Consider the following 23,142-nt stretch of genomic DNA (forward strand, 5'->3'; position numbering starts at 1 on the left):
TCACCGGCGTGCGGCTCACGTCCGGGGGATGGGAGCGGGGGCTCCCGGAGATGCGTTATGGGGAATGCCCGTGACTATGTCCTGCTCTGTGAGCGCGGTCACCCTTCCGTTCATTTAGTTCACAATCAGCCACGGTGCAGACTGACGGCATGCGCCTCACCGTCCCCGGCCCCCGCAGTCTGGCGGGCCAGCTCTTCGCCATGCAGGCCGTGCTGATAGCGGTCGTCGTGGCCGGATACGCGCTGTTCACCTATGTCAGCGACCGCAGCCAGGCCGAGGAGGCCGCGACGCGCCAGGCCAGGGCGGTGGCGCGGTCCGTCGCGGACTCCCCGTCCGTGCTGGCGGCGACCCGCACCGCCGACCCGACGGCCGAGCTCCAGCCGTACGCGCTGAAGGTGATGCGGGACACCGAGGTCGACTTCATCACGATCATGGATCCGCGGGGCATCCGCTGGACGCACCCCGACCCCCGGCAGATCGGCCAGACCTTCCGGGGCCACACCGAGCGGGCTCTGAAGGGCCAGACCTTCACCGAGACCTACACCGGCACGCTCGGCCCGTCGGTCCGCGCGGTCACCCCGATCCGGGACGGCCGCGAGGTCGTGGGCCTGGTCAGCGCGGGCATCCGGGTCGAGCAGATCACGCAGCGGGTGCAGGACCAGCTCACGGCCCTGCTCGGCGTCGCGGCCGGCGCGCTGGTGCTGGGCGCGGTCGGCACCTACGTCATCAACGCCCGGCTGCGCCGCCACACCCACGGCATGAACGCGACCGAGCTGAGCCGGATGCACGACTACCACCAGGCCGCCCTGCACGCCGTGCGCGAGGGGCTGCTGATGCTGGACGGGCAGTACCGTGTGGCGCTGATCAACGACGGAGGTCGGGAGTTGCTCGGCGTGGCCGGGGACGTGGTGGGCAGGTCGGTGGCGGAGCTGGGGCTGCCGGCCCCGCTGACGGGTGCCCTGCTGGCGTCGGAGCCGCGGGTCGACGAGGTGCATCTGACGGCGTCCAGGGTCCTGGTCGTCAACACCTCGCCGGTGTCCGGCGGTGAGCAGCGCGGTACGGTCGTCACCCTGCGCGATGTCACCGAACTCCAGTCGCTGATGGGCGAGTTGGACTCCGAGCGGGGCTTCACACAGGCGTTGCGCTCCCAGGCGCACGAGGCGGCGAACCGGCTGCACACGGTGGTCTCGCTGATCGAGCTGGGCCGGGCGGAGGAAGCGGTGGAGTTCGCGACGGCCGAGCTGGAGCTGGCGCAGGCGCTGACGGACCAGGTCGTGGCGGCGGTGAGCGAGCCGGTGCTGGCGGCGCTGCTGCTGGGCAAGACGGCCCAGGCCAACGAGCGGGGCGTGGAGCTGATGGTGTCGCAGGACAGCAGCCTGGACGACGGCCTGCTGCCCGCGACCCTGCCCGCGCGGGATTTGGTGACGATCCTCGGCAATCTGATCGACAACGCCGTGGACGCGGCGCAGGGCAGCGTCCGGGCCCGCGTGACGGTGGCCGCGTACACGCGGAACGCCGGTGGCGCCCCGGAGCTGGTGCTGCGGGTCTCCGACACGGGCCCGGGCGTGGACCCCGAGCACGCCGAGGCGGTGTTCCAGCGCGGCTTCACGACGAAACCGGCGGGCCCGGGCGGCCGCGGCCTCGGGCTGGCGCTGGTACGGCAGGCGGTCCAGCGGCACGAGGGCTCCCTGACGGTGTCGGAGGCCGAGGGGGGCGGGGCCGAGTTCGAGGTGCGGCTGCCGCTGCGGGAGTGCGGGACGACGGACACGGGCGTGACATCCGGGGCCCCGGTGGCCAAAGGCGCTGGAGGCGACGCATGACGGGCAGCGAGAAGGACATCCGTGTCCTGGTGGTGGAGGACGACCCGGTCGCCGCCGACGCGCACGTGTTGTACGTCGGCAGGGTGCCCGGGTTCGTGGCCGTGGGCAAGGCGCACTCCGGCGCGGAGGCCCGCCGGGTCCTGGACCGCACCCCGGTGGACCTGCTGCTGCTGGATCTGCACCTGCCCGACGTGCACGGACTGCAACTGGCCCGGTCCCTGCGGGCGGCCGGCCATCACGCGGACGTGATAGCGGTGACGTCGGCCCGTGACCTGGCCGTCGTCCGCGAGGGCGTCTCGCTCGGGGTGGTGCAGTACGTCCTCAAGCCGTTCACCTTCGCGACCCTGCGCGACCGCCTGGTGCGCTACGCCGAGTTCCACGCGGCGGTCGGCGAGGCCAGCGGCCAGGACGAGGTGGACCGGGCGCTCGCCGCCCTGCGCGCACCGGGCCCGGCCGCTCTGCCCAAGGGACTGAGCGCGCCGACGCTGGAGCGGGTGACGGTGGCCCTGCGCGACAGCGCGGAGGGCCTCACGGCCGCCGGGGTCGCCGAGACCGTGGGCATCTCCCGCATCACGGCCCGCCGTTACCTGGAGCACCTGGTCGACGCGGGCCGCGCGGCCCGCCGCCCGCAGTACGGCACGGTGGGGCGCCCGGAGTTGCAGTACCGCTGGGTCACCGGCCAGTGACGGCCTGACGGCCACGATGCGGTCAAGGGCCGGACGGGTCCGGGAAGTTATCGGCCTTGATCTCTGTTGCAGGTCGAGAACCCAGGGGGAGACATGTCCGTTCGTGCTCTGATCGTCGATCCGTCCGCACCGGCCGCCGTCCGTCTCGGTGAGGTCGACGAGCCCGTGCCGGGACCGGGTCAGGTCATAGTGGAGGTGTCGCACGCCTCGCTGAACTACGGCGACCTCAACGACGCCCGGTCGGGGCGGGTCCCGGCGGGAGCGGTACTCGGTTCGGACGCGGCCGGGGTGGTCGTCCGGGCCGCGGCCGAGGGAGCCGGGCCGGTGGCGGGCGCGCGGGTGGTGGCCCTGACCTCGGGGGCGTTCGCCGAGCGCGTCGCGATCGACGTGGGGGCGCTCGCCGAGGTGCCCGAAAACCTGGACCTGGCGAAGGCGGCGGCCCTGCCGGTCGCCGGAGTGGCGGCCCTGCGCTCGCTGCGGGCCGCCGGGCTCGAAGCGGGCAAGCGGGTGCTGGTCACCGGGGCCTCCGGCGGGGTGGGCCGGTTCGCCGTCCAGCTGGCGGCACGATCCGGTGCCCATGTGATCGCGTCGGTGGGCTCGGCCGCCCGCGCGGAAGGGCTGGCCGAGGCCGGTGCGGACGAGGTGCTGACCGGGCTGGAGGGACTGCGGCAACCGGTGGACGTGGTCATCGACAGCGTCGGCGGCCCGCAACTGGTCGCGGCCTGGGACCTGCTGGCTCCCGGGGGCAGCGTCCAGAGCGTCGGCTGGACGTCCGGGGAACCGGCGGTCTTCGCGCCGTACGCGACCGTCGGCCCGGCCAAGTCGCTGTCCTCCTTCGTCATCGAGGGCGACGTGGGAGCGGACCTGGCCGTCCTCACCGGACTGGCCGCCGAGGGGTCCCTGGCCGTCGAGACCGGCTGGCAAGGATCCTGGGACCGGTTCGACGAGGCGGCCGAAGCGCTTCGCGGACGCCGGATCCGCGGCAAGGCGGTCCTGGAGGTGGCGTCCCGCTAGCCGCCGGGCAGGGGCGGGCCGGCCGCCCCGGAGTCAGTGGCCGCCCGGTTGGGACACCGTCACCGGCGTCCCCGAGCGGCGGCCCGCATGGCGCGGCCGATCCGGCTGCCGCGGCAGGTGGTCACCACCGTCACGACGACCTCCGCGCCGATGGCCCGCGCGCCGGCGATGAGCAGCAGGACGTCGTTGACGCCCACGGCGCACCCACCCGTCGTCCGTCGCGCCGGCCGGAGACCTACCGCACCAGACACGGACGCTTGGCGTCGAACGACCACCCCGGGACGAGATAGCGCATCGCCGCCGCGTCGTCCCGTGCCCCGAGCGCCTTCTCCCGGTACAGCTCGTGCGCCGCCAGCAGCCGGTCCAGGTCGAGCACGACGCCCAGCCCCGGCGCCTCCGGCACCGCGATCCGCCCGTCCACGATCCGCGGCGGGTCCACCGTCAGCCGCTCCAGCCCCTCCTGCCATATCCAGTGCGTGTCCAGCGCGTTGTACTCCCCCGGTGCCGCCGCCCCGCAGTGCGTCACCATCGCCAGTGAGATGTCGAAGTGGTTGTTGGAGTGGCACCCCCAGGTCAGCCCCATCGCGTTGCACAACTGCGCGACCCGTACCGATCCCTGCATGGTCCAGAAGTGCGGATCGGCCAGCGGGATCGACACCGACTGGAGCGCCAGCGCGTGGGCCAGCTGGCGCCAGTCCGTGGCGATCATGTTCGTCGCGGTCGGCAGTCCCGTGGCCCGCCGGAACTCCGCGAGCACCTCCCGCCCCGAGTAGCCGCCCTCCGCGCCGCACGGATCCTCGGCGTACGCGAGCGTCCCCACCAGCGGCCGGCACAACTCGACCGCCTCACGCAGCGACCACGCCCCGTTCGGATCGAGGGTGACCCGCGCCTCGGGGAACCGCCGCTTCAGCGCCCGGACCGCCGCGACCTCCTCGGCCCCCTCCAGCACACCCCCCTTGAGCTTGAAGTCCCGGAACCCGTAGAGGTCGTACGCCGCCTCGGCCTGCCGCACGATCGCCTCGGCCGACAGCGCCTCCTCGTGCCGCACCCGGTACCACTCCACCGCGGAGCCGGGCTCCCGCACGTACTCCAGATCCGTCCGGTCCGGATCGCCCACGTAGAACAGGTAACCCAGCACCCGAACGCTGTCCCGCTGCTGCCCGTCCCCCAGCAGCGCCGCCACCGGGACGTCCAGGTGCTGCCCCAGCAGGTCCAGCAGTGCCGACTCGACCGCCGTGACGGTGTGCACCGTGGTGCGCAGGTCGAAGGTCTGCGCACCACGCCCGCCCGCGTCCCGGTCGGCGAACCGCTCCCCGATCTCGCGCAGCACCCGCTTGTAGTCGCCCACCTTCGCCCCGACGACCAGGGACTCCGCGTCCCGCAGCGTCCGTGTGATCTTCTCCCCGCCGGGCACCTCCCCCAGCCCGGTCCGCCCCTCGGAGTCGGTGAGGACGACGACGTTGCGGGTGAAGTACGGCCCGTGCGCGCCGGAGAGGTTCAGCTCCATGCTGTCCCGCCCGGCGACGGGGTAGACGGCGAACGCCGTGACGACCGGCTGCTGACCGATGCCCATCAATCTCCCTTTCCAGAAACCCGGTTGAGCCGGCTGACCCTGTCGACGCGGCCGACTCCGTTGACCCTGTTGACCCTTTTGACCCGGTTCACAGACTCAGCACGTCGAGGGCCCACTCGACCACCAGCACCCCGCCCAGCCCGAGCACGGCCAGCACCGTGGTGTAGGAGGTGCGGACCTTGATGGCCTCGATGACCGACAGGTTGAAGTACTCCTTGAACAGCCAGAACCCGGGGTCGTTCACATGCGAGAACGCGATGGAGCCGCAGGCGACGGCCAGCACCATCACCTCCGGGTGGACCCCACTGCCCGCCAGCAACGGCAGCGCCACGCCGGAGGCCGTGACGACGGCGACCGTGGCCGAACCGAGCGCGATCCGCAGGACGACGGCGACGAGCCAGGCAAGGACGATCGGCGATATGGACCAGCCGTCCGTGGCGTCCTTGATGTAGTCGGATATCCCGCCCTCGACCAGCACGTTCTTGAACGCCCCGCCCGCGCCGATCACCAGCAGGATCATCGCCATCGCCTGGGCCGCCGAGGTGCAGGACGCCCCGACCTCGCTCAGACTGCGCCCGATGCGCGGCCCGAACGCCCAGACGGCCAGGCACAGCGTCAGCAGCAGGGCGATCGGCGCCGACCCGATGAAGGCCACGACGTGCAGCACGGGAGTCTCGCCCGACGTGGCCATGTCGGTCACCGCGGCGGCCACGATCAGCACCACGGGGAACAGCGCCACGAACAGCGACCACCCGAGGCCCGGCATCTCCTCGTCGGTGAACTCGCGTTCGGCGACCAGGCCCTTGGGGATGGAGGGCGTCAGCCGCGCGACGAACGGCAGGCGGGGCCAGGTCAGGGCGATCAGCGCGCCGACGGGCACGGCGACGAACAGGCCGTAGAACAGGGTCAGTCCGGCCGAGGCGTGGAAGGCCGCGGCGACCGCGGTGGGCCCGGGGTGCGGGGGCAGGAAGCTGTGCATGGTGGACAGCGCGATGGACATCGGCAGGCCCACCCACAGCAGTTTCACCCCGGTGACCCTGACCAGGGTGAACGCGATGGGCACGATGATGATGAAGGCGACCTCGTAGAACATGGTCACGCCGATCAGCATGGACGTGACCACCATGGCCACCTGGACCCAGCGCGGCCCGAAGGCGTCGAGGAGCCTGCCGGCGATGCGCTGCGCGGCGCCGGAGTCCCCCATCACACGGCCCACCATCGCGCCGAGCCCGATGGTCAGCATGGTGTCGCCGATCTGGTCCCCGATGCCTTCGGCCAGGACGTCCGGGACGGTCGCCACCGGAATGCCCTGGACCAGCGCCACCCCCACCGCCACGAGCAGCAGGGCGGCGAAGCCGTTCAGTCTCAGCCTGGTCATGAGGAGAAGCAGGATCAGGACGCTGATCCCTACGACGAGCAGAGGCAAGGCAGTTCCCCTTTGAACCGGTGTCTCATCCCTGTATGCAGATGCCGTCCATGTATGCAGATGGAGGCTAGGTGGATGAACGGGCGGGGTCAATGGCCCGGCGATCACCAATCGAGGGGGGACCTACCATGAGCCCATGCAGGAGAGCAGAGGAGTCCGCGGCGTGAAGTCGGCCGCGCGGACCGTCGCCCTGCTCGAACTCCTCGCCGAGCGGGGCGAGGAGCCCTCACGCCTGGATCAGCTCGCGCAGGACCTGGACGTGCCGCGCAGCAGCATGTACCAACTGCTCCGGACGCTCATCGACTCCGGCTGGGTCCGCACCGACGCCACCGGCTCGCTCTACGGCATCGGGATCCGCGCGCTGCTCACCGGCACGGGCTACCTGGACGGCGACCGGCGGATCCGGCTGGTGCGCCCCTACCTGGACGAGGCGTCGGACGCGCTCGGCGAGACCATCCACATGGCACGGCTCGACGGCAGGGACGTCGTCTACCTCGCCACCCGCGAGTCCCACGAGTACCTGCGCACCATCAGCCGGGTCGGCCGTCGCGTCCCCGCGCACGCCGGAGCGCTGGGAAAGGCACTGCTCGCCGAGCGGCCCGACGACGAACTCCCCTTCGGAGACGAGCCGCTGGCCGCCCTCACCGCGAACACGCACACCGCTCGCGCCGCCCTGCTCGCCGACCTGGCCGGGGTGCGCGAGCGCGGGTACTCCGTCGACCGCGAGGAGACGGTGCCCGGCATCGCCGGCTTCGGCTTCGCCCTGCGCTACGGCACACCGGTCGTCGACGCGATCAGCTGCTCGGTTCCGCTGGCCCGGCTGACACCCGGGCACGCAGAACGCATCGTCGCCGTGATGGGGGAGATCCGCTCGAGGATCGAGTCCGCCCTGCCACCGACCGCCCCGGGCGCACCCGACTGGCGCTAGCCGTGTGGATCATGCCGGCGTCGCGGGGCTCGGCTCGGCCGAGAGGCGCAGTCACTCCCGGCCGACCTGATCCGAACGACAGGCCCCCAACTAAGCCGTCTCCTCCGGCAGCACGCCGGGACGGAACGGCTCGACTCCCTCCAGCCTGCGCACCCGCGTCGGCTCGATCAGCAGCATCACCCGGCGCTCGCCCGGCAGCAGCCACGGATACCGGTCCACGCCGAGGTACTTGCGCGCCAGCCGGTCCATCGCCCGCTCCGCGCTCTCGCCCTCCACGAACCGCACGACCTTCCCGCGGATCTCCGCCCGGTCGTAGGGGTTCCCGGGGTCGTGGTGCGACAGCGAAACGTACGGATTGCGCCGCAGGTTCTCCTCCTTCACCCGCCCCATCGAGGTGTTGACCATGACGTACTCCCCTTCGATGTCCGCCCACATGGGCGACACCTGAGGCGCCCCGTCCACACCCACCGTCGCGAGATGCCAGAAGTTCGGCGCGAGAAGACGTTCGCGAATATGCCCGTTGAGCTTGCCGTTCACCTGAGTCACTGCCTTTCCGGGCCCGCGATCACCGGACCCGGCGCCATCCTCGCCCCGCTGCCGGCCCGGCCGACAGGCGATCTTCGGCCCCGGTCGAACCCGCCGGTAGCCGTAGCTTCCTACAATCCGTGATCCTGGCCGAACAGACCGTAGTCAGCCCTCGCCCGCCGTCCTAGCTTGTGGGCCGTGCGCCGACCTTCAGCCCGACCGAGCCAGTCCCCGTCCGCTCCCCCGCCGCAGTCCGCCCCCACCGCCCCGCCCTTCAACGCCCCCGCCGCCCGCCGGCTGCGCGCGGCCCTCGGCATGGCACCCGAGCACGTCGCCCACGGCATGCGCGTCTCCTACGGACATGCCCACATCACCCCGGACCACGTGATGGCCTGGGAGCGCGGGGCCCTCGCGCCGACCGACTCCGAACTCACCGCGCTCGCGGGCGTGCTGTGGTGCTCGCCCGCCGAACTCATCGGCAGACCGCGCACCCTGCGCGAACACCGCATCGCCCGCTGCCTCGCCCCCGAGGACGTGGCCCGGGCCGTGGGGCACGACGTGCACGCGTACCTGCGCATGGAGGAGACCGACTCCTGGCGCGGCACGGACCGTCAGTCCGCCGCCCTGGCCGATCTGCTCGGGCTCACCCTGCCCGATGTCGTCACCGTCACCGGCCGCGACGCCAAGCTCGGTGACCTGCTGCGCAGCGCGGCCACGACCCGCTGGCAGGGATACGTCCGCCCGGTGGCCAAACTGGTGCCCCTGGACCGGCGGTTCCTGGAGGACGCCCTGCGGGCCCTGCACGAGGACTACCAGGGGCACATGGCCGCCACCCTGAGCTGGGGCGGCGGCAGCGGTGACGCGGGCGGCGCCGGACAGGACTTCCTGGACCACATCGTGGAGCACTTCTGGACGAAGCTCCAGGACGGCACCGCCGCGGACGCCGGCCGGAGAACCGGCCCCTAGAAGACCGACTCGGCCTCGTCCATCCGGTCCTTCGGCACCGTCTTCAGCTCCGTCACGGCCTCCGCGAGCGGGACCATCACGATGTCCGTGCCGCGCAGGGCGGTCATCCGGCCGAAGCGCCCCTGGTGCGCGGCCTCCACCGCGTGCCAGCCGAACCGCGTGGCCAGCACCCGGTCGTAGGCGGTCGGCACACCGCCGCGCTGGACGTGGCCGAGGATGACCGGCTTGGCCTCCTTGCCCAGGCGCCGCTCCAGCTCGTGGGCGAGGGCGGTGCCGATGCCCTGGAAGCGCTCGTGGCCGAACTTGTCTATGGCGCCCTTGTTGTAGTCCATGGAGCCCTCGGCGGGGTGGGCCCCCTCGGCGACGCAGACCACCGCGAACTTCTTGCCGCGCGCGAACCGCTCCTCGACCATCTTCACGAGGTCGGCCGGGTCGAACGGCCGCTCCGGCAGGCAGATGCCGTGCGCACCGGCCGCCATGCCGGACTCCAGAGCGATCCAGCCGGCGTGCCGGCCCATGACCTCCACCACCATGACCCGCTGGTGGGACTCGGCGGTGGTCTTCAGCCGGTCCATCGCCTCGGTGGCGACCCCGACCGCGGTGTCGAAACCGAAGGTGCGGTCCGTGGAGGAGATGTCGTTGTCGATCGTCTTGGGGACGCCCACGACGGGCAGGCCCGCGTCGCTCAGCATGCGCGCGGCCGTCAGCGTGCCCTCGCCGCCGATCGGGATCAGCGCGTCGATGCCGAACTGGTGGATCATGTCGGAGGCGTTCTCGCAGGCCTCGCGCAGCCGGTCGCGCTCCAGGCGGGACGAGCCGAGGATGGTGCCGCCGCGCGCCAGGATGCCGCTGACGGACTCCAGGTCGAGGCTGCGGTAACGGCCGTCGAGCAGGCCGGCGTAGCCGTCCTCGAAGCCGATGACCTCGTCGCCGTAGTTGTCGACCGCCCGGTGCACGACCGACCGGATCACGGCGTTCAGGCCGGGGCAGTCGCCGCCTGCGGTGAGAACTCCGATACGCATCGTGCTGTGTCTCCTGCTCGCTGTTGACACCGGTGAGCCACTGCCGATTGTTTCACGCCCCACAGCCCGGTGCGGCACCCCTGTGCTGACGGGCGCCTTATCTAGCGGCAGAGGTATTGTCAAGAGGGTTCTGATCACCTCGATGGGCGATTTTTGTGCCCCAGGCTGGAAAGCCGTGGGGGTGAGGCCCGCCCCCCATCCGAGACGAAACGGAGAGCGCGCGTGACCCGCAGCGTGTACGTGACCGGCATCGACCGCGGCGACGGACGCCAGGTCGTCGAACTGGGGGTCATGGAGCTCCTCACCCGGCAGGTCGACCGGGTCGGCGTGTTCCGTCCCCTGGTCCACGACGGACCCGACCGCCTCTTCGAGCTGCTGCGCGCCCGCTACCGGCTCACCCAGGACCCGGCCACCGTCTACGGCATGGACTACCACGAGGCGTCCGCCCTCCAGGCCGAGGCCGGCACCGACGAGCTGGTGTCCACGCTCGTCGACCGCTTCCACCGGGTCGCCCGCGACTACGACGTCGTCCTGGTCCTCGGCACCGACTACGCCGGCACCCAGCTCCCGGACGAGCTGTCGCTCAACGCCCGGCTGGCGAACGAGTTCGGCGCGTCCGTGATCCCGGTCGTCGGCGGCCGCAAGCAGACCGTGGAGTCGGTGCTCGCCGAGACCCGCAACGCCTACCGCGCGTACGACACCCTGGGCTGCGACGTCCTGGCCATGGTCGCCAACCGGGTGGAGCGCGAGGACCGCGACGAGATCGCCGGCCGGCTCGGCTCCCGGCTGCCGGTGCCCTGTTACGTCCTGCCCGACGAGCCCGCGCTGTCCGCGCCGACCGTCTCGCAGATCGGCCACGCCCTCGGCGCCAAGGTGGTGCTCGGCGACGACTCGGGGCTCGCCCGGGACGTGCTCGGCTTCGTCTTCGGCGGCGCGATGCTGCCGAACTTCCTGGGCGCCCTGACCCCGGGCTGCCTGGTCGTCACCCCGGGCGACCGCGCCGACCTGGTCGTCGGCGCGCTCGCCGCGCACAGCGCCGGCACCCCGCCGATAGCGGGCGTGCTGCTGACCCTGGACGAGGTGCCCGGCGAGGACATCCTCACCCTCGCCGACCGCCTGGCGCCCGGCACCCCGGTGCTGTCGGTGGCCGGCACCAGCTTCCCCACCGCCGAGCAGTTGTTCTCCCTGGAGGGCAAGCTGAACGCGGCCACCCCGCGCAAGGCGGAGCGGGCCCTCGGCCTGTTCGAGCGGTACGCCGACACCGGCGAGCTGGCCCGCCGGGTCTCCGCGCCGAGCAATGACCGCGTGACGCCGATGATGTTCGAGCACAAGCTGCTGGAGCAGGCCCGTTCCGACCTGCGGCGGGTCGTCCTGCCCGAGGGCACCGAGGAGCGCGTGCTGCACGCCGCCGAGGTGCTGCTGCGCCGGGGCGTGTGCGAGCTGACCCTGCTGGGCCCGGTCGACCAGATCCGCAAGAAGGCCGCCGACCTCGGCATCGACCTCGGCGAGTCCCAGCTGATCGACCCGGCGACCTCCGAGCTGCGGGACACCTTCGCCGAGCAGTACGCGGGGCTGCGCGCCCACCGGGGCGTCACCGTGGAGCTGGCCTACGACGTCGTCTCCGACGTGAACTACTTCGGCACGCTGATGGTCCAGGAGGGCCTGGCCGACGGCATGGTGTCGGGCTCGGTGCACTCCACGGCCGCGACCATCCGCCCGGCCTTCGAGATCATCAAGACCAAGCCGGACGCCGACATCGTCTCGTCGGTGTTCTTCATGTGCCTGGCCGACAAGGTCCTCGTCTACGGCGACTGCGCGGTCAACCCGGACCCGAACGCCGAGCAGCTCGCCGACATCGCCATCCAGTCGGCGACCACGGCCGAGCAGTTCGGCGTGGAGCCGCGGATCGCGATGCTGTCGTACTCCACCGGCACCTCCGGCTCCGGCGCCGATGTCGACAAGGTGCGCGAGGCCACCGAGCTGGTGCGCGCGCGCCGGCCCGACCTGAAGATCGAGGGCCCGATCCAGTACGACGCCGCCGTCGAGCCGTCGGTCGCGGCGACCAAGCTGCCCGGCTCGGAGGTCGCCGGGCAGGCCAGCGTGCTGATCTTCCCCGACCTGAACACCGGCAACAACACCTACAAGGCCGTGCAGCGCTCGGCCGGCGCGATCGCGGTCGGCCCGGTCCTCCAGGGCCTGCGCAAGCCGGTCAACGACCTGTCCCGGGGCGCCATGGTCTCGGACATCGTGAACACCGTCGCCATCACGGCGATCCAGGCCCAGTCCCCCGCCCCGGCCCCGAGCGAGAAGGCGACCGCCCAGTGAGCAGCCCGACCCGTGTCCTCGTCCTCAACTCCGGCTCCTCGTCGGTGAAGTACCAGTTGCTCGACATGCGCGACAGCAGCCGGCTGGCAGTGGGCCTGGTCGAGCGCATCGGCGAGCAGACGTCCCGTCTGAAGCACACCCCGGCCGACGGCGAGAGCCGGGAGCGCGACGGTGCGATCGCCGACCACGACGCCGCCCTGAAGGCCGTGGCGGAGGAGCTCGCCACGGACGGCCTGGGCCTGGACTCGCCCGAACTGGCCGCGATCGGGCACCGGGTGGTGCACGGCGGCAAGACCTTCACCGAGCCGACCGTCGTCGACGACGCGGTGCTCGCCGAGATCGAGCGGCTGATCCCGGTGGCCCCGCTGCACAACCCGGCCAACCTCACCGGCATCCGCACGGCCCAGGTGCTGCGGCCCGACCTGCCGCAGGTCGCCGTCTTCGACACCGCGTTCCACACCACCATGCCGGAGTCGGCCGCCCGTTACGCGATCGACGTGAAGACCGCCGACGAGCACCGCGTGCGGCGCTACGGCTTCCACGGCACCTCCCACGCCTACGTCTCGCGCGCCACCGCCGAGCTGCTGGGCAAGGACCCGTCCGAGACGAACGTGATCGTGCTGCACCTGGGCAACGGGGCGTCGGCCTCGGCCGTGCGGGGCGGCCGCTGCGTGGACACCTCCATGGGTCTGACGCCTTTGGAGGGGCTCGTGATGGGTACGCGCTCCGGAGACATGGACCCGGCCGTCATCTTCCATTTGATGCGTGTTGGTGGAATGTCCGCCGACGAGATCGACACTCTTCTCAACAAGAAGAGCGGACTGATCGGTCTGTGCGGTGACAACGACATGAGGGAGATCCGCCGCCGCGTCGACGAGGGCGACGAGCAGGCGGAGCTGGCGTTCGACATCTACATTCACCGGCTGAAGAAGTACATCGGCGCCTATTACGCCGTGCTCGGCCGGGTGGACGCGGTGGCCTTCACCGCCGGTGTCGGCGAGAACGCCGCTCCGGTGCGTGCGGCCGCCCTGGCGGGTCTGGAGGAGCTGGGCCTCGCGGTGGACGGCGAGCGCAACGCCGTGCGCGGCGACGAGGCGCGGCTGATCTCGCCCGACGGTGCCCGTGTCGCCGTCGCGGTGGTGCCCACCGACGAGGAATTGGAGATCGCGACACAGACCTACGCGCTGGTAATTGGTTCGGGGAATCACACCTGAGCGGCAACCCGCCCTTTTGTATTTTCCGCCAGACGGAATATTCCGCCGGGAAACAAACCGATAGGATCGCCCCCATGCGCCGTTCGAAAATCGTCTGTACTCTCGGCCCCGCGGTCGACTCCCACGATCAGCTTGTCGCGCTGATCGAAGCCGGCATGAACGTGGCCCGCTTCAACTTCAGCCACGGCTCGCACGCCGAGCACCAGGGCCGGTACGACCGGGTCCGTGCCGCCGCCAAGGAGACCGGCCGGGCCATCGGTGTCCTCGCCGACCTCCAGGGCCCGAAGATCCGTCTGGAGACCTTCGCCGAAGGCCCCGTCGAGCTGGTGCGCGGTGACGAGTTCACCATCACCACCGAGGACGTCCCGGGTGACAAGACGATCTGCGGGACGACCTACAAGGGTCTGCCCGGCGATGTCACCAAGGGCGACCAGGTGCTCATCAACGACGGCAACGTCGAGTTGAAGGTCACCGAGGTCGAGGGCCCGAAGGTGAAGACGATCGTCATCGAGGGCGGCGTCATCTCCGACCACAAGGGCATCAACCTGCCCGGCGCGGCCGTCAACGTGCCCGCCCTGTCGGACAAGGACGTCGAGGACCTTCGTTTCGCCCTCCGCATGGGCTGCGACCTGGTCGCGCTGTCCTTCGTCCGGGACGCCAAGGACGTGGCCGACGTCCACAAGATCATGGACGAGGAGGGCCGCCGGGTCCCCGTCATCGCCAAGGTGGAGAAGCCGCAGGCGGTGCAGAACATGGAGGACGTCGTGATGGCGTTCGACGGCGTGATGGTCGCCCGTGGTGACCTGGCCGTCGAGTACCCGCTCGAGAAGGTCCCCATGGTGCAGAAGCGCCTGATCGAGCTGTGCCGGCGCAACGCCAAGCCGGTGATCGTGGCGACCCAGATGATGGAGTCGATGATCACCAACTCCCGTCCGACCCGCGCCGAGGCCTCCGACGTGGCCAACGCGATCCTGGACGGCGCCGACGCGGTCATGCTGTCCGCCGAGTCGAGCGTGGGCGCGTACCCGATCGAGACCGTCAAGACGATGTCGAAGATCGTCACCGCGGCCGAGCAGGAGCTGATGTCCAAGGGGCTCCAGCCGCTCGTCCCGGGCAAGAAGCCGCGCACGCAGGGTGGTTCGGTGGCCCGCGCGGCCTGCGAGATCGCCGACTTCCTCGGCGGCCGCGGCCTGGTGGCGTTCACGCAGTCCGGCGACACCGCCCGCCGGCTGTCCCGCTACCGCGCGCAGCAGCCGATCATCGCCTTCACCACCGACGAGGGCACCCGCAACCAGATGGCGCTCAGCTGGGGCGTCGAGCCGTACGTGGTGCCGTTCGTGAACAGCACCGACGAGATGGTCGCCCTGGTCGAGCAGGAGCTGGTGAAGCTGAACCGCTTCAACGACGGCGACATCGTGGTCATCACCGCCGGTTCGCCCCCCGGTGTGCCCGGCACCACCAACATGGTGCGGGTCCACCACCTGGGCGAGGCCAAGGGCTGATCCGTCGAGGTCCGTGAGGGCCCGTACACGCCACCGAGGGCGCCCCCTGGGATCCAGGGGGCGCCCTCGGTGTGTGCGGCTCCCGAAAGGGCTGTGAGGGGCGCTCAGTCGGTGATGAAGTTGTGCAGCCCGGGCACGTGCAGCGTGCCGCCGAACTGGCCGGCCTGGGTGACCTTCACGTTGGTGAAGTAGATCAGCGGGATGTTCAGCGGCGGCGGGTGCTCCGGGTCGAACGTGATCGGGATCAGCCCGAGCAGGTTGCCCGAGATGCTCTCGGTGTACATCACCGTGTCGCCGTCGCGGATCGTGGACGTCGAGCCCTTGGCCGCCTGCACGTGGTAGGTCTTGCCGGACTGCTTGTCCGTGACCGTCTGGTGGAGGTCACCGATGTCGGTGCCGCCGGATATGACGTACTTGAGGACCTTCTTCACGGTGCCGTTGGCGGTGCGCACCTCGACGACGCCCTTGTAGTCGGCGCCCTTCAGCGTCAGCGAGCTGGCGTTGAGGTACCAGGGGTCGTCGGGCAGCGGCAGCCTGTTGTCGACGCCGCCCTCGGCGTCGGTGGCGGCCGGGCATTCGTCGGGGTCGGTGGTGGCGCTCGCGCTCGGGGACGGGCTGGGCGAGGCGGTGGCCTCCGCCGCCTGGTCCGCGCTCTCCTCGGCCGCCTTCTCGACGGCCTCGGTGCTGTCCTCCACCGTCTTTCCGGCGTCGTTCACCGTGCCGGACGCCTTGTCGGCGGTGTCCTTGGCGGTGTCCTCGACCGGGTCCGTGGCCTTGCCGGTGGCGTCCTGCCCGGCGCCGGAGGTGTCCTCGGCGGGCTTCTCGGCGGTCTGCGACGCCGAGGCGGACGGGGTCGGAGCGGGGCCGGCCTCGTCCTTCTTCCCGCCGTCGAGGATGCCGCCGATCGCGTCGCCGATGTCCTCCAGCAGGTTGCCGTCGCTCTCGGACGGCGAGGGGGACGGCGTCGCGGCCGTGTCGTCGCCGCTCGCGGCGGGCGCGCTCGTGGACGGGGACGGCTTCGGCTCGGCCTTGTCGTCGGAACCTGAATCCGACGAAGAGGCACCGCCGTTGTCCGTCTCCGTGCCACCCGAGGGGGACGGCTCGGGGGCGGTGCCGCCCTGGTCGTCCTTCTCGTCCGTCGCGCCGTCGCTCGCCGAGGGGGACGGTGTGGGCGAGGCGGAGTCCTCGCCCTTGGCCTCCTCACCGGAGTCCTTGCCGGCGTCCTCCAGGGCTGCCACGCAGTCCTTGTACTCGTCGGCCGTCAGGCTCTTCGACGTCGGCGCGGCCGGGGTGTCGCTGTCGGCGATGGCGAGCGTCGACGTGAAGCCCATTCCCATGAGCACCGCCGTCGGCATCGCCGCCATGGCTATCGCCTTGCCGGTCGGCCTGCTGAACCTGGTGAACAGCGGCTTCTTGGGCGCCGCGTGGCGCGGCCCGGTTCTCACACGGGACGCCCCCACATCGACCCCGTGGGTCACCTCGTCAGCCGGCACTGTGCCTCCCGTTCGCCCCGTTGGCCGGGTTCGTTCCTGACAGATCGTTCGGCCCGTCCACCCCGTCCACGGTCTTCAGCATCGTGGTGGCGTGGTCGGTGGCCTCGGGAGTCCCGCCCGTGCCGGTAGCGGCCATGGCGGCGGACTGGCCCGCGGGCCGTGCGCCCGGCGCCCAGGCCACGGCCATCGCCCCGCCCACCAGGGCGAGGAGGAAGCCGACGAGGAAGCCGCCGAGGTTCGACACGGGGATGGACACCAGCGCCAGCAGGATCGCCGCGACTCCCGCGAAGACGCGGACGTGCTTCTGGAACCACAGGCTCACGCCCAGTACGACGAGCAGCACGCCGATGATCAGGGACCCGGCGCCCGCGGTGGTCGCCATCGCCAGCGTCAGGTGACCGATCTGGAGGTTCGCGTACGGGAAGTAGGCGATGGGCAGTCCGCTGAGGAGGACCAACAGCCCGGCCCAGAACGGCCGCTCACCCCGCCAGGCGCGGAACTGCTGCCTTCGGACGGTGAACTGGCCGGTGGCGGCAGGGGTCTCGGCGCTCATGGAAAAACAGCTCCCTGGTACAGCGTTGCTGTGGTGGTGATGTGGGCCCCGCGTGAAAGCGCGGCCGGAAGGTGGACGGGCGGGGGCGCCACCGGCTCCCCCGCCCGTCAGCGAGTGCTTAGTAGCACTCCTTGACACCTGTCGACAGCGACATCTTCAGGCCGCTGAGCTTGAAGGTTCCGGCGGTGGTCGCCCACGCCGTCTGCTTCACGTCGGTCAGGGTCGCCCGGTCGGCCTGCTGGGCGAAGCCGTACGGGTTCGCCGACTCGCCCTTCCGCATGGCCGGACCCTTGTTGGCGTCCTTGGCGGCCACACCGATGTCGATGTTCTCGAACGTCGCGTCGGCACTGAGGTCGGCGACGTCGATGTAGAGGTTCTGCGCCTCGACCGGCTTCGCCCCCTGACCGGCACGCAGGATCAGGCTGACGTTCCCGAGCACCGGAATGTTCGGGGTGACGACCGACTGACACAGGTTCTTGATCGTCGCCGACTTGAACGACGAGACCGCGACCGGGTGGACGGCCTTCTTGCCGTCCATCGTGTATCCCTCGTCGAGGGCGCCGTACTGCGAGAAGCCCTCTCCGACGAGCTGGTCGGTCGTGACCTTGAACGACTGCCCGGAGACACTGAACGACGCGGCGAGAGCGCCCTGCGCGAGGGCGACACCTATCGCAGCCGTGGCGGCGACGCTGGGCACCATGACCACAGCGAACCGCTTCCATCTGGTCCCGCCACGCACCTGGGACTCCATATTTCCTCCTTCTCGGACGTACATCTCCTGTCCTGACCAGCCTCGAGTTCGAGGTCGGCCGGGCAGGGATGGGAGAAGTGCTACGTCCTCGGGAAGGAGAGCGCCTGCACTCGGCGGCGCAACTGCGCCCGAATCACCGGCGATCACCCCCGAGCGACAACCACTGGTCGCGCCTGACACGCATCACGCACAACCCTGCTGGACAGGCTTCGCCGGAAGGGCGAAGACCCCCCTGTCCAAGAGCCGGCGCCACTGCCGCCGGCTCTGCTCGGTGGGGACCCAGGATGTCCCGCGACCCAACCGGCTGCCGGGGTACGGGAATGGACCGAGCGTGGCCGATCGTGGTGCATTCTCGCCGCCCGCACAAGGGGGTTCGTTACTCGCTAGTAACGGCCGGATAACCGAACAACGACCCCCCGGTCTCGGACGGCGACTCAGGGTGGTGCCGGGCGGCGGTACAAAGCTGTTGATCGATGGACAGAATCCGACAGATCAACGCCCATGACTTACTGGTAGTAACAGCGGCCGCGTTTACCAAGTTTTGGTAAAACGCGGCCGCAGTGACGCTCCGTGGGCAAACTTTTCACGCGGGCACCACAGGCCCGCGCGTTTAAGGACTGGTCAGAACAGGGCCCGGGCCAACGCCCTGCGGGCCGCGATCACGCGCGGATCGTCGGGCCCGACGACCTCGAACAGCTCCAGCAGCCGCACCCGTACGGTGTCCCGGTCGTCACCCACCGTGCGCTGCACGGTCTCGATGAGCCGGCCGAACGCGTCCTCCACATGGCCGCCCACCAGATCCAGGTCGGCGGCGGCGATCTGCGCCTGCACATCGGCCGGCTTGTCGGCCGCGTCCCGGCGCACCTGCTGCGGGTCGACACCCTGCACCCGCTGGAGCAACTCGGCCTGCGCGAGACCCAGTTTGGCCTCCTCGTTGCCCGGGTCCTCGTTGAGCACGTTCTTGTACGCCTGGACGGCGCCGGACAGGTCGCCCGAGTCCAGCGCCTGCACGGCGGCCTCGAGGAGCCCGTCGTGCGGGCCGGCCGGACGCTCGGGGGCCGACACGGCTCCCCCCGGCTCGGCCTCGGGGTCGACAGTGAGACCGGTCAGGCCGAAGCGCTGCTCGCCGACCTGCACCAGCTGGTCCAGCGTCTGGCGGATCTGCGCCTCGCCCGCCGCTCCCTGGAAGAGCGGCAGCGCCTGGCCCGCGACGACCGCGAACACCGCCGGGATTCCCTGGATGCCGAACTGCTGCATCAGCATCTGGTTGGCGTCGACGTCGATCTTGGCGAGCAGGAAGCGGCCGTTGTACTCGACGGCCAGCCGCTCCAGGACCGGGCTGAGCTGCTTGCAGGGCTCACACCACTCGGCCCAGAAGTCGATGACGACGGGCACCTCGGCGGAACGCTGCAGGACGTCCCTCTCGAACCCCGCCTCGTCGACTTCGATGACGAGATCGGCCGGGGAGATCGCCCCCGTCCCGCCCTCCCGGGCTGCTTGCGCGCGCGCCTGCTCCGCCTTCGCCTTGGCCTCCTGGGCCGCCTTCACCGCGGCGAGGTCGACGACTCCGCTCATGGACATGTTCCGTGGCTGCATGCGTCTATCCTCCCCCGTACTGCGCGCGCGTGTGAAAAACCGTGTGAAAGCCAGGCCGGTCAGGTGCCTTTGGCGCCGGGTCCCCACCCCACGCCGGTGTGCAGAAGCCCGTGTACGTCCATCACGGGCTTTCGCTACGAGTCGTAGCGTAATGCCACACCGCGCCCCTGGGACACCACCCCCCGGTGATCTCCCTCACGGCCCACACAGGAACCGCCGGTTTATGGTCGGACGATGCAGAGCCGCAGCCCAGCCAGCCGCACCGGGCGCCCGCGCAGCGCCACGGCGGACGCCGCGATCCTGGCCGCGACCCGCGAGGCTCTCGTGGAACTGGGCTGGTCCAAGCTCACCCTGGGAGACGTCGCGATGCGCGCCGGGGTTGCGAAAACCACGCTCTACCGCCGCTGGGCGGGCAAGAACGAACTGGTCGTCGACGCGGTGGCCGAACTCTTCGACGCGCTGGAACTCCCCGACCGCGGCTCCCTGGCCGCCGACATCGAGGGCGTGGTCCTCCAGTTCGCCGCGATCCTGGCGCTCCCGGAGGCCAGGAGCGGCCTGATGGCGGTGGTGGCGGAGTCCACCCGCGACGAGGCCCTGCGCGAACGCATCCGGGCCTCGGTCGTCGACCGCCAGAAGCGCCTGGTCCTCCAGGGCCGCGCGCGGGCCCAGGAGCGGGGCGAACTCCCCCCGGAACCGGACCCCGCCTCGGCGGCCCGCACGGTGGACCTGATCTTCGACATGGTGGCGGGGGCGGTGGTGCACCGCACCCTGGTGAGCGCGGAACCGGCGGACGAGGAATGGGTCCGCGGCTTCACCAGGGTGCTGCTGCACGGGCTGAACGGCTAGATCAGAACCCGGCGGGCTCGGTGTACACCCCCCACTCGTCCCGCAGCACTCCGCAGATCTCGCCGAGCGTGGCCTCCGCGCGCACCGCGTCCAGCATCGGCCCGATCATGTTGGCGCCGCTGCGGGCGGCGGCCAGCATGGCGTCCAGCGCCGTGCGCACCGCGGCGTCGTCACGGGCCGCCTTGCGTGCGCCCAGCACCCGGACCTGCTCGCGCTCCACCTCGTGGCTGACCCGCAGGATCTCCAGGTCCCCGGTCACGGACCCGGTGTGGACATTGACGCCGACGACCCGCTTGTCGCCCTTCTCCAGCGCCTGCTGGTACCGGAACGCCGACTCGGCGATCTCCCCGGTGAACCAGCCGTCCTCGATCCCGCGCAGGATGCCGGAGGTGATCGGGCCGATGGGGTGCTTGCCGTCGGGGTGCGCCCGCAGCCCGCGCTCCTTGATCTGCTCGAAGATCTTCTCCGCGTCCGCCTCGATGCGATCGGTCAGCTGCTCGACGTACCAGGAACCGCCCAGCGGGTCGGCCACGTTGGCGACCCCGGTCTCCTCCATCAGCACCTGCTGGGTGCGCAGCGCGATCTCGGCCGCCTGCTCGCTCGGCAGGGCCAGGGTCTCGTCGAGCGCGTTGGTGTGCAGCGAGTTCGTCCCGCCGAGCACGGCCGCCAGGGCCTCCACGGCCGTCCGTACGACGTTGTTGTACGGCTGCTGCGCGGTGAGGGAGACGCCGGCGGTCTGGGTGTGGAAGCGCAGCCACTGCGCCTTCTCGGACTCGGCGCCGTAGACGTCCCGCATCCAGCGGGCCCAGATCCGCCGCGCCGCGCGGAACTTGGCGATCTCCTCGAAGAAGTCGACGTGCGCGTCGAAGAAGAAGGACAGGCCGGGGGCGAAGACGTCCACGTCCAGCCCGCGCGACAGGCCCAGCTCCACGTAGCCGAAGCCGTCCGCCAGGGTGTAGGCCAGCTCCTGGGCGGCCGTCGCCCCGGCCTCGCGGATGTGGTAGCCGGAGACCGACAGCGGCTTGTAGGCGGGGATGCCGGCCGCGCAGTGCTCCATCAGGTCGCCGATGAGCCGCAGGTGTGGCTCGGGCTGGAAGAGCCACTCCTTCTGGGCGATGTACTCCTTGAAGATGTCCGTCTGGAGCGTGCCGTTGAGGACGGACGGGTCGACGCCCTGCCGTTCGGCGGCGACGAGGTACATGCAGAACACCGGCACGGCCGGGCCGCTGATGGTCATGGACGTCGTGACGTCGCCCAGCGGGATGTCCTTGAACAGGACCTCCATGTCGGCCGCCGAGTCGATCGCCACACCGCAGTGCCCGACCTCGCCCAGCGCGCGCGGGTCGTCGGAGTCGCGGCCCATGAGCGTCGGCATGTCGAAGGCGACCGAGAGCCCGCCTCCGCCGTTGCGGAGGATCATCTTGTAGCGCTCGTTGGTCTGCTCGGCGTTGCCGAACCCGGCGAACTGCCGGATCGTCCAGGTGCGCCCCCGGTAGCCGGTCGCGTACAGACCGCGGGTGTAGGGGTACTCCCCCGGCCAGCCGATGCGCTCGAACCCGTCGTAGCGGTCACCGGGCCGCGGCCCGTAGACCGGCTCCACGGGGTCGCCGGAGAGCGTGGTGAAGTCGGCCTCGCGCTTGCGTGCGGCGTCGTACCGGGCCTGCCAGCGGCGGCGGCCCTCCTCGATGGCGTCAGCGTCCATGCCATCGAATTTACTTGGACGTCCTAGTAAATGTCGATGGCTGACGGGAGTGACCTGGCGAACGGGTGAGAACGACCGCCGTACGCGCGCGTACGGCGGTGCTGTCGCCCGCGCGCTCTCACGCCTTGGCGGGCGCGGGCGCGTCCTCGGCGATACGGGGCTCCAGCTCGTGGCTGATCCTGCGCTCGACGAAGAACGCGGCCGTCGGAATGGTCCCGGCGAGCAGCACCCACAGCTGCTTGCCCACCGGCCACTTCGCCTTGGAGCCCAGGTCGAAGGCGAAGATCAGGTACACGACGTACAGCCAGCCGTGCGCGATGCCGACGACGCGCGTGAAGTCGTCGGCGCCGTCCATCTTCAGCAGGTACTTGGCGATGACGCCGACGGTCAGCAGGACCAGCAGCACACCGGTGACGTAGGCCATCACGCGGTAGCGGGTCAGCACGCTCTTCTTCATGCCGTCGAGCGTAACGACCCGTTCCGGGAGATCTTGCCCCGGGTCACTCCTCTTCGAAGTCACCCGCGGCGACGCGCAGGGGCCGGAGCATGGCGAAGATCTCCGCGCACTCCTCGGCGTCGTACACCCCGAGCCCGAAGTCCATCGCCATCAGGTCGCGGGTGGCCGACTCGACCACCTCGCGGCCCTTGGCGGTGATGCTGGCGAGGGTGCCGCGGCCGTCGTTCGGGTTGGGCCGCTTGGCGACCAGACCCGACCTGACCAGCCGGTCCACGGTGTTCGTCACGGACGTGGGGTGCACCATGAGCCGCTCGCCGATCTTGGACATCGGCAGCTCGCCGGACTTGGAGAAGGTGAGCAGCACCAGTGCCTCGTACCGTGCGAACGTCAGCCCGTACGGCCTGACCACCGCGTCCACCTCGGCGAGCAGGATCTGCTGGGCGCGCATGATCGAGGTGATCGCGGCCATGGACGGCACGTTTCCCCAGCGCTGCTTCCAGCGTTCGTCGGCACGCGCGATCGGATCGAAGGAGAGACTGAGCGGCTTCGGCACGGACCCGACCTTACCGGCCGGTCACATGCTGGTCAGCCCTGTCTCGCCCTTCGGTCCACGCGTGCCGCGCCTAGGGCCTGTCGTTTGGATCATGTCGGCGTCGCGGGGCGTGGCACGCACATCTGCCGCGTTGTCGTCGGTTGTCAACTCCCCCACGCTCGGCTGCGCTCGCGCGGGAGGGACCCCCATC

General features: G+C 70.9%; 21 protein-coding genes. 9 read left to right on the forward strand and 12 right to left on the reverse strand.

Features of this window, described 5'->3' with window-relative positions:
• Positions 1 to 149 precede the first annotated feature (149 nt).
• The 3 genes from AB0I06_RS10230 to AB0I06_RS10240 all read left to right on the forward strand — a co-directional run bounded on the left by AB0I06_RS10230 (position 150) and on the right by AB0I06_RS10240 (position 3,520).
• Complete coding sequence (locus AB0I06_RS10230; RefSeq protein WP_363118304.1) at positions 150 to 1,820, forward strand: sensor histidine kinase; 1,671 nt, start codon at positions 150 to 152, stop codon at positions 1,818 to 1,820.
• Positions 1,817 to 2,506, forward strand: a complete 690-nt coding sequence (locus AB0I06_RS10235; RefSeq protein WP_363118305.1) for a response regulator — start codon at positions 1,817 to 1,819, stop codon at positions 2,504 to 2,506. The genes AB0I06_RS10230 and AB0I06_RS10235 overlap by 4 nt, the downstream gene beginning before the upstream one ends.
• Before the next feature lie 93 nt (positions 2,507 to 2,599).
• Positions 2,600 to 3,520 carry a zinc-binding dehydrogenase gene (locus AB0I06_RS10240; protein WP_363118306.1) on the forward strand — a complete coding sequence of 307 codons (921 nt, stop codon included), beginning with the start codon at positions 2,600 to 2,602 and terminating at the stop codon, positions 3,518 to 3,520.
• Between the two features lie 59 nt (positions 3,521 to 3,579).
• On the opposite strand, the gene AB0I06_RS10245 is transcribed toward AB0I06_RS10240, so the two are convergent.
• The 3 genes from AB0I06_RS10245 to AB0I06_RS10255 form a co-directional block, all read right to left on the reverse strand.
• A complete protein-coding gene (locus AB0I06_RS10245; protein ID WP_363118307.1) occupies positions 3,580 to 3,717 on the reverse strand; it encodes a hypothetical protein in 138 nt (45 codons plus the stop codon).
• 38 nt (positions 3,718 to 3,755) lie between these two features.
• Positions 3,756 to 5,093 carry an enolase C-terminal domain-like protein gene (locus AB0I06_RS10250; RefSeq protein ID WP_363118308.1) on the reverse strand — a complete coding sequence of 446 codons (1,338 nt, stop codon included), beginning with the start codon at positions 5,091 to 5,093 and terminating at the stop codon, positions 3,756 to 3,758.
• A gap of 88 nt (positions 5,094 to 5,181) precedes the next feature.
• The gene (locus AB0I06_RS10255; protein ID WP_363118309.1) at positions 5,182 to 6,519 is read right to left on the reverse strand and encodes a gluconate:H+ symporter; all 1,338 of its coding nucleotides are present in this window, start codon (positions 6,517 to 6,519) and stop codon (positions 5,182 to 5,184) included.
• 136 nt (positions 6,520 to 6,655) lie between these two features.
• On the opposite strand from AB0I06_RS10255, the gene AB0I06_RS10260 reads away from it, so the two are divergent.
• Positions 6,656 to 7,447, forward strand: coding sequence for an IclR family transcriptional regulator (locus AB0I06_RS10260; protein ID WP_363118310.1), 792 nt, complete (start codon positions 6,656 to 6,658; stop codon positions 7,445 to 7,447).
• Positions 7,448 to 7,537: 90 nt separating this feature from the next.
• On the opposite strand, the gene AB0I06_RS10265 is transcribed toward AB0I06_RS10260, so the two are convergent.
• Positions 7,538 to 7,993, reverse strand: coding sequence for a PPOX class F420-dependent oxidoreductase (locus AB0I06_RS10265; RefSeq protein ID WP_363118311.1), 456 nt, complete (start codon positions 7,991 to 7,993; stop codon positions 7,538 to 7,540).
• Positions 7,994 to 8,170: 177 nt separating this feature from the next.
• Between AB0I06_RS10265 and AB0I06_RS10270 the strand changes: the two genes are divergently transcribed.
• Positions 8,171 to 8,938, forward strand: a complete 768-nt coding sequence (locus AB0I06_RS10270) for an XRE family transcriptional regulator (protein WP_363118312.1) — start codon at positions 8,171 to 8,173, stop codon at positions 8,936 to 8,938.
• On the opposite strand, the gene AB0I06_RS10275 is transcribed toward AB0I06_RS10270, so the two are convergent.
• Complete coding sequence (locus AB0I06_RS10275; RefSeq protein ID WP_352098476.1) at positions 8,935 to 9,960, reverse strand: ATP-dependent 6-phosphofructokinase; 1,026 nt, start codon at positions 9,958 to 9,960, stop codon at positions 8,935 to 8,937. The genes AB0I06_RS10270 and AB0I06_RS10275 overlap by 4 nt on opposite strands.
• 222 nt (positions 9,961 to 10,182) lie before the next feature.
• Here AB0I06_RS10275 and pta point away from each other — a divergent pair, with 222 nt between their 5' ends.
• From pta to pyk, 3 genes are all read left to right on the forward strand, one after another.
• On the forward strand, positions 10,183 to 12,285 hold the full coding sequence (gene pta, locus AB0I06_RS10280) for a phosphate acetyltransferase (RefSeq protein ID WP_363118313.1): 2,103 nt from the start codon (positions 10,183 to 10,185) through the stop codon (positions 12,283 to 12,285).
• Positions 12,282 to 13,499 carry an acetate kinase gene (locus AB0I06_RS10285; protein ID WP_363118314.1) on the forward strand — a complete coding sequence of 406 codons (1,218 nt, stop codon included), beginning with the start codon at positions 12,282 to 12,284 and terminating at the stop codon, positions 13,497 to 13,499. The genes pta and AB0I06_RS10285 overlap by 4 nt, the downstream gene beginning before the upstream one ends.
• A gap of 74 nt (positions 13,500 to 13,573) precedes the next feature.
• Positions 13,574 to 15,001 carry a pyruvate kinase gene (pyk, locus tag AB0I06_RS10290; RefSeq protein ID WP_363118315.1) on the forward strand — a complete coding sequence of 476 codons (1,428 nt, stop codon included), beginning with the start codon at positions 13,574 to 13,576 and terminating at the stop codon, positions 14,999 to 15,001.
• A gap of 104 nt (positions 15,002 to 15,105) precedes the next feature.
• Here pyk and AB0I06_RS10295 read toward each other — a convergent pair whose 3' ends face one another.
• The 4 genes from AB0I06_RS10295 to AB0I06_RS10310 form a co-directional block, all read right to left on the reverse strand.
• On the reverse strand, positions 15,106 to 16,494 hold the full coding sequence (locus AB0I06_RS10295) for a hypothetical protein (RefSeq protein WP_363118316.1): 1,389 nt from the start codon (positions 16,492 to 16,494) through the stop codon (positions 15,106 to 15,108).
• Positions 16,484 to 17,047 carry a DUF6114 domain-containing protein gene (locus AB0I06_RS10300; RefSeq protein WP_363118317.1) on the reverse strand — a complete coding sequence of 188 codons (564 nt, stop codon included), beginning with the start codon at positions 17,045 to 17,047 and terminating at the stop codon, positions 16,484 to 16,486. Before AB0I06_RS10300 ends, AB0I06_RS10295 begins: the two co-directional genes overlap by 11 nt.
• Before the next feature lie 118 nt (positions 17,048 to 17,165).
• Positions 17,166 to 17,798, reverse strand: a complete 633-nt coding sequence (locus AB0I06_RS10305) for a DUF6230 family protein (RefSeq protein ID WP_362245388.1) — start codon at positions 17,796 to 17,798, stop codon at positions 17,166 to 17,168.
• Between the two features lie 621 nt (positions 17,799 to 18,419).
• Positions 18,420 to 19,394, reverse strand: coding sequence for a tetratricopeptide repeat protein (locus AB0I06_RS10310; protein WP_363118318.1), 975 nt, complete (start codon positions 19,392 to 19,394; stop codon positions 18,420 to 18,422).
• A 234-nt stretch (positions 19,395 to 19,628) separates the two neighbouring features.
• Between AB0I06_RS10310 and AB0I06_RS10315 the strand changes: the two genes are divergently transcribed.
• Positions 19,629 to 20,240, forward strand: a complete 612-nt coding sequence (locus AB0I06_RS10315) for a TetR/AcrR family transcriptional regulator (protein WP_363118319.1) — start codon at positions 19,629 to 19,631, stop codon at positions 20,238 to 20,240.
• Position 20,241: 1 nt separating this feature from the next.
• Here AB0I06_RS10315 and AB0I06_RS10320 read toward each other — a convergent pair whose 3' ends face one another.
• The 3 genes from AB0I06_RS10320 to AB0I06_RS10330 all read right to left on the reverse strand — a co-directional run bounded on the left by AB0I06_RS10320 (position 20,242) and on the right by AB0I06_RS10330 (position 22,952).
• Positions 20,242 to 21,942, reverse strand: a complete 1,701-nt coding sequence (locus AB0I06_RS10320) for a methylmalonyl-CoA mutase family protein (RefSeq protein ID WP_363118320.1) — start codon at positions 21,940 to 21,942, stop codon at positions 20,242 to 20,244.
• A gap of 118 nt (positions 21,943 to 22,060) precedes the next feature.
• Positions 22,061 to 22,399 carry a DUF3817 domain-containing protein gene (locus AB0I06_RS10325; protein WP_363118321.1) on the reverse strand — a complete coding sequence of 113 codons (339 nt, stop codon included), beginning with the start codon at positions 22,397 to 22,399 and terminating at the stop codon, positions 22,061 to 22,063.
• 43 nt (positions 22,400 to 22,442) lie between these two features.
• A complete protein-coding gene (locus AB0I06_RS10330; protein WP_363118322.1) occupies positions 22,443 to 22,952 on the reverse strand; it encodes a MarR family transcriptional regulator in 510 nt (169 codons plus the stop codon).
• Positions 22,953 to 23,142 lie beyond the last annotated feature (190 nt).

The sequence above is a fragment of the Streptomyces sp. NPDC050674 genome (assembly GCF_040654575.1).
In the GTDB taxonomy this organism is placed as follows: Bacteria; Actinomycetota; Actinomycetes; order Streptomycetales; family Streptomycetaceae; genus Streptomyces.

Coding starts and splice junctions, on each gene's coding strand:
- AB0I06_RS10320 (WP_363118320.1), bottom strand. CDS start 21,942: ATGGACGCTGACGCCATCGAGGAGGGCCGCCGCCGCTGGCAGGCCCGG.
- AB0I06_RS10230 (WP_363118304.1), top strand. CDS start 150: ATGCGCCTCACCGTCCCCGGCCCCCGCAGTCTGGCGGGCCAGCTCTTC.
- AB0I06_RS10310 (WP_363118318.1), bottom strand. CDS start 19,394: ATGCAGCCACGGAACATGTCCATGAGCGGAGTCGTCGACCTCGCCGCG.
- pyk (WP_363118315.1), top strand. CDS start 13,574: ATGCGCCGTTCGAAAATCGTCTGTACTCTCGGCCCCGCGGTCGACTCC.
- AB0I06_RS10235 (WP_363118305.1), top strand. CDS start 1,817: ATGACGGGCAGCGAGAAGGACATCCGTGTCCTGGTGGTGGAGGACGAC.
- AB0I06_RS10300 (WP_363118317.1), bottom strand. CDS start 17,047: ATGAGCGCCGAGACCCCTGCCGCCACCGGCCAGTTCACCGTCCGAAGG.
- AB0I06_RS10260 (WP_363118310.1), top strand. CDS start 6,656: ATGCAGGAGAGCAGAGGAGTCCGCGGCGTGAAGTCGGCCGCGCGGACC.
- AB0I06_RS10325 (WP_363118321.1), bottom strand. CDS start 22,399: ATGAAGAAGAGCGTGCTGACCCGCTACCGCGTGATGGCCTACGTCACC.
- AB0I06_RS10275 (WP_352098476.1), bottom strand. CDS start 9,960: ATGCGTATCGGAGTTCTCACCGCAGGCGGCGACTGCCCCGGCCTGAAC.
- AB0I06_RS10315 (WP_363118319.1), top strand. CDS start 19,629: ATGCAGAGCCGCAGCCCAGCCAGCCGCACCGGGCGCCCGCGCAGCGCC.
- AB0I06_RS10305 (WP_362245388.1), bottom strand. CDS start 17,798: ATGGAGTCCCAGGTGCGTGGCGGGACCAGATGGAAGCGGTTCGCTGTG.
- AB0I06_RS10240 (WP_363118306.1), top strand. CDS start 2,600: ATGTCCGTTCGTGCTCTGATCGTCGATCCGTCCGCACCGGCCGCCGTC.
- AB0I06_RS10250 (WP_363118308.1), bottom strand. CDS start 5,093: ATGGGCATCGGTCAGCAGCCGGTCGTCACGGCGTTCGCCGTCTACCCC.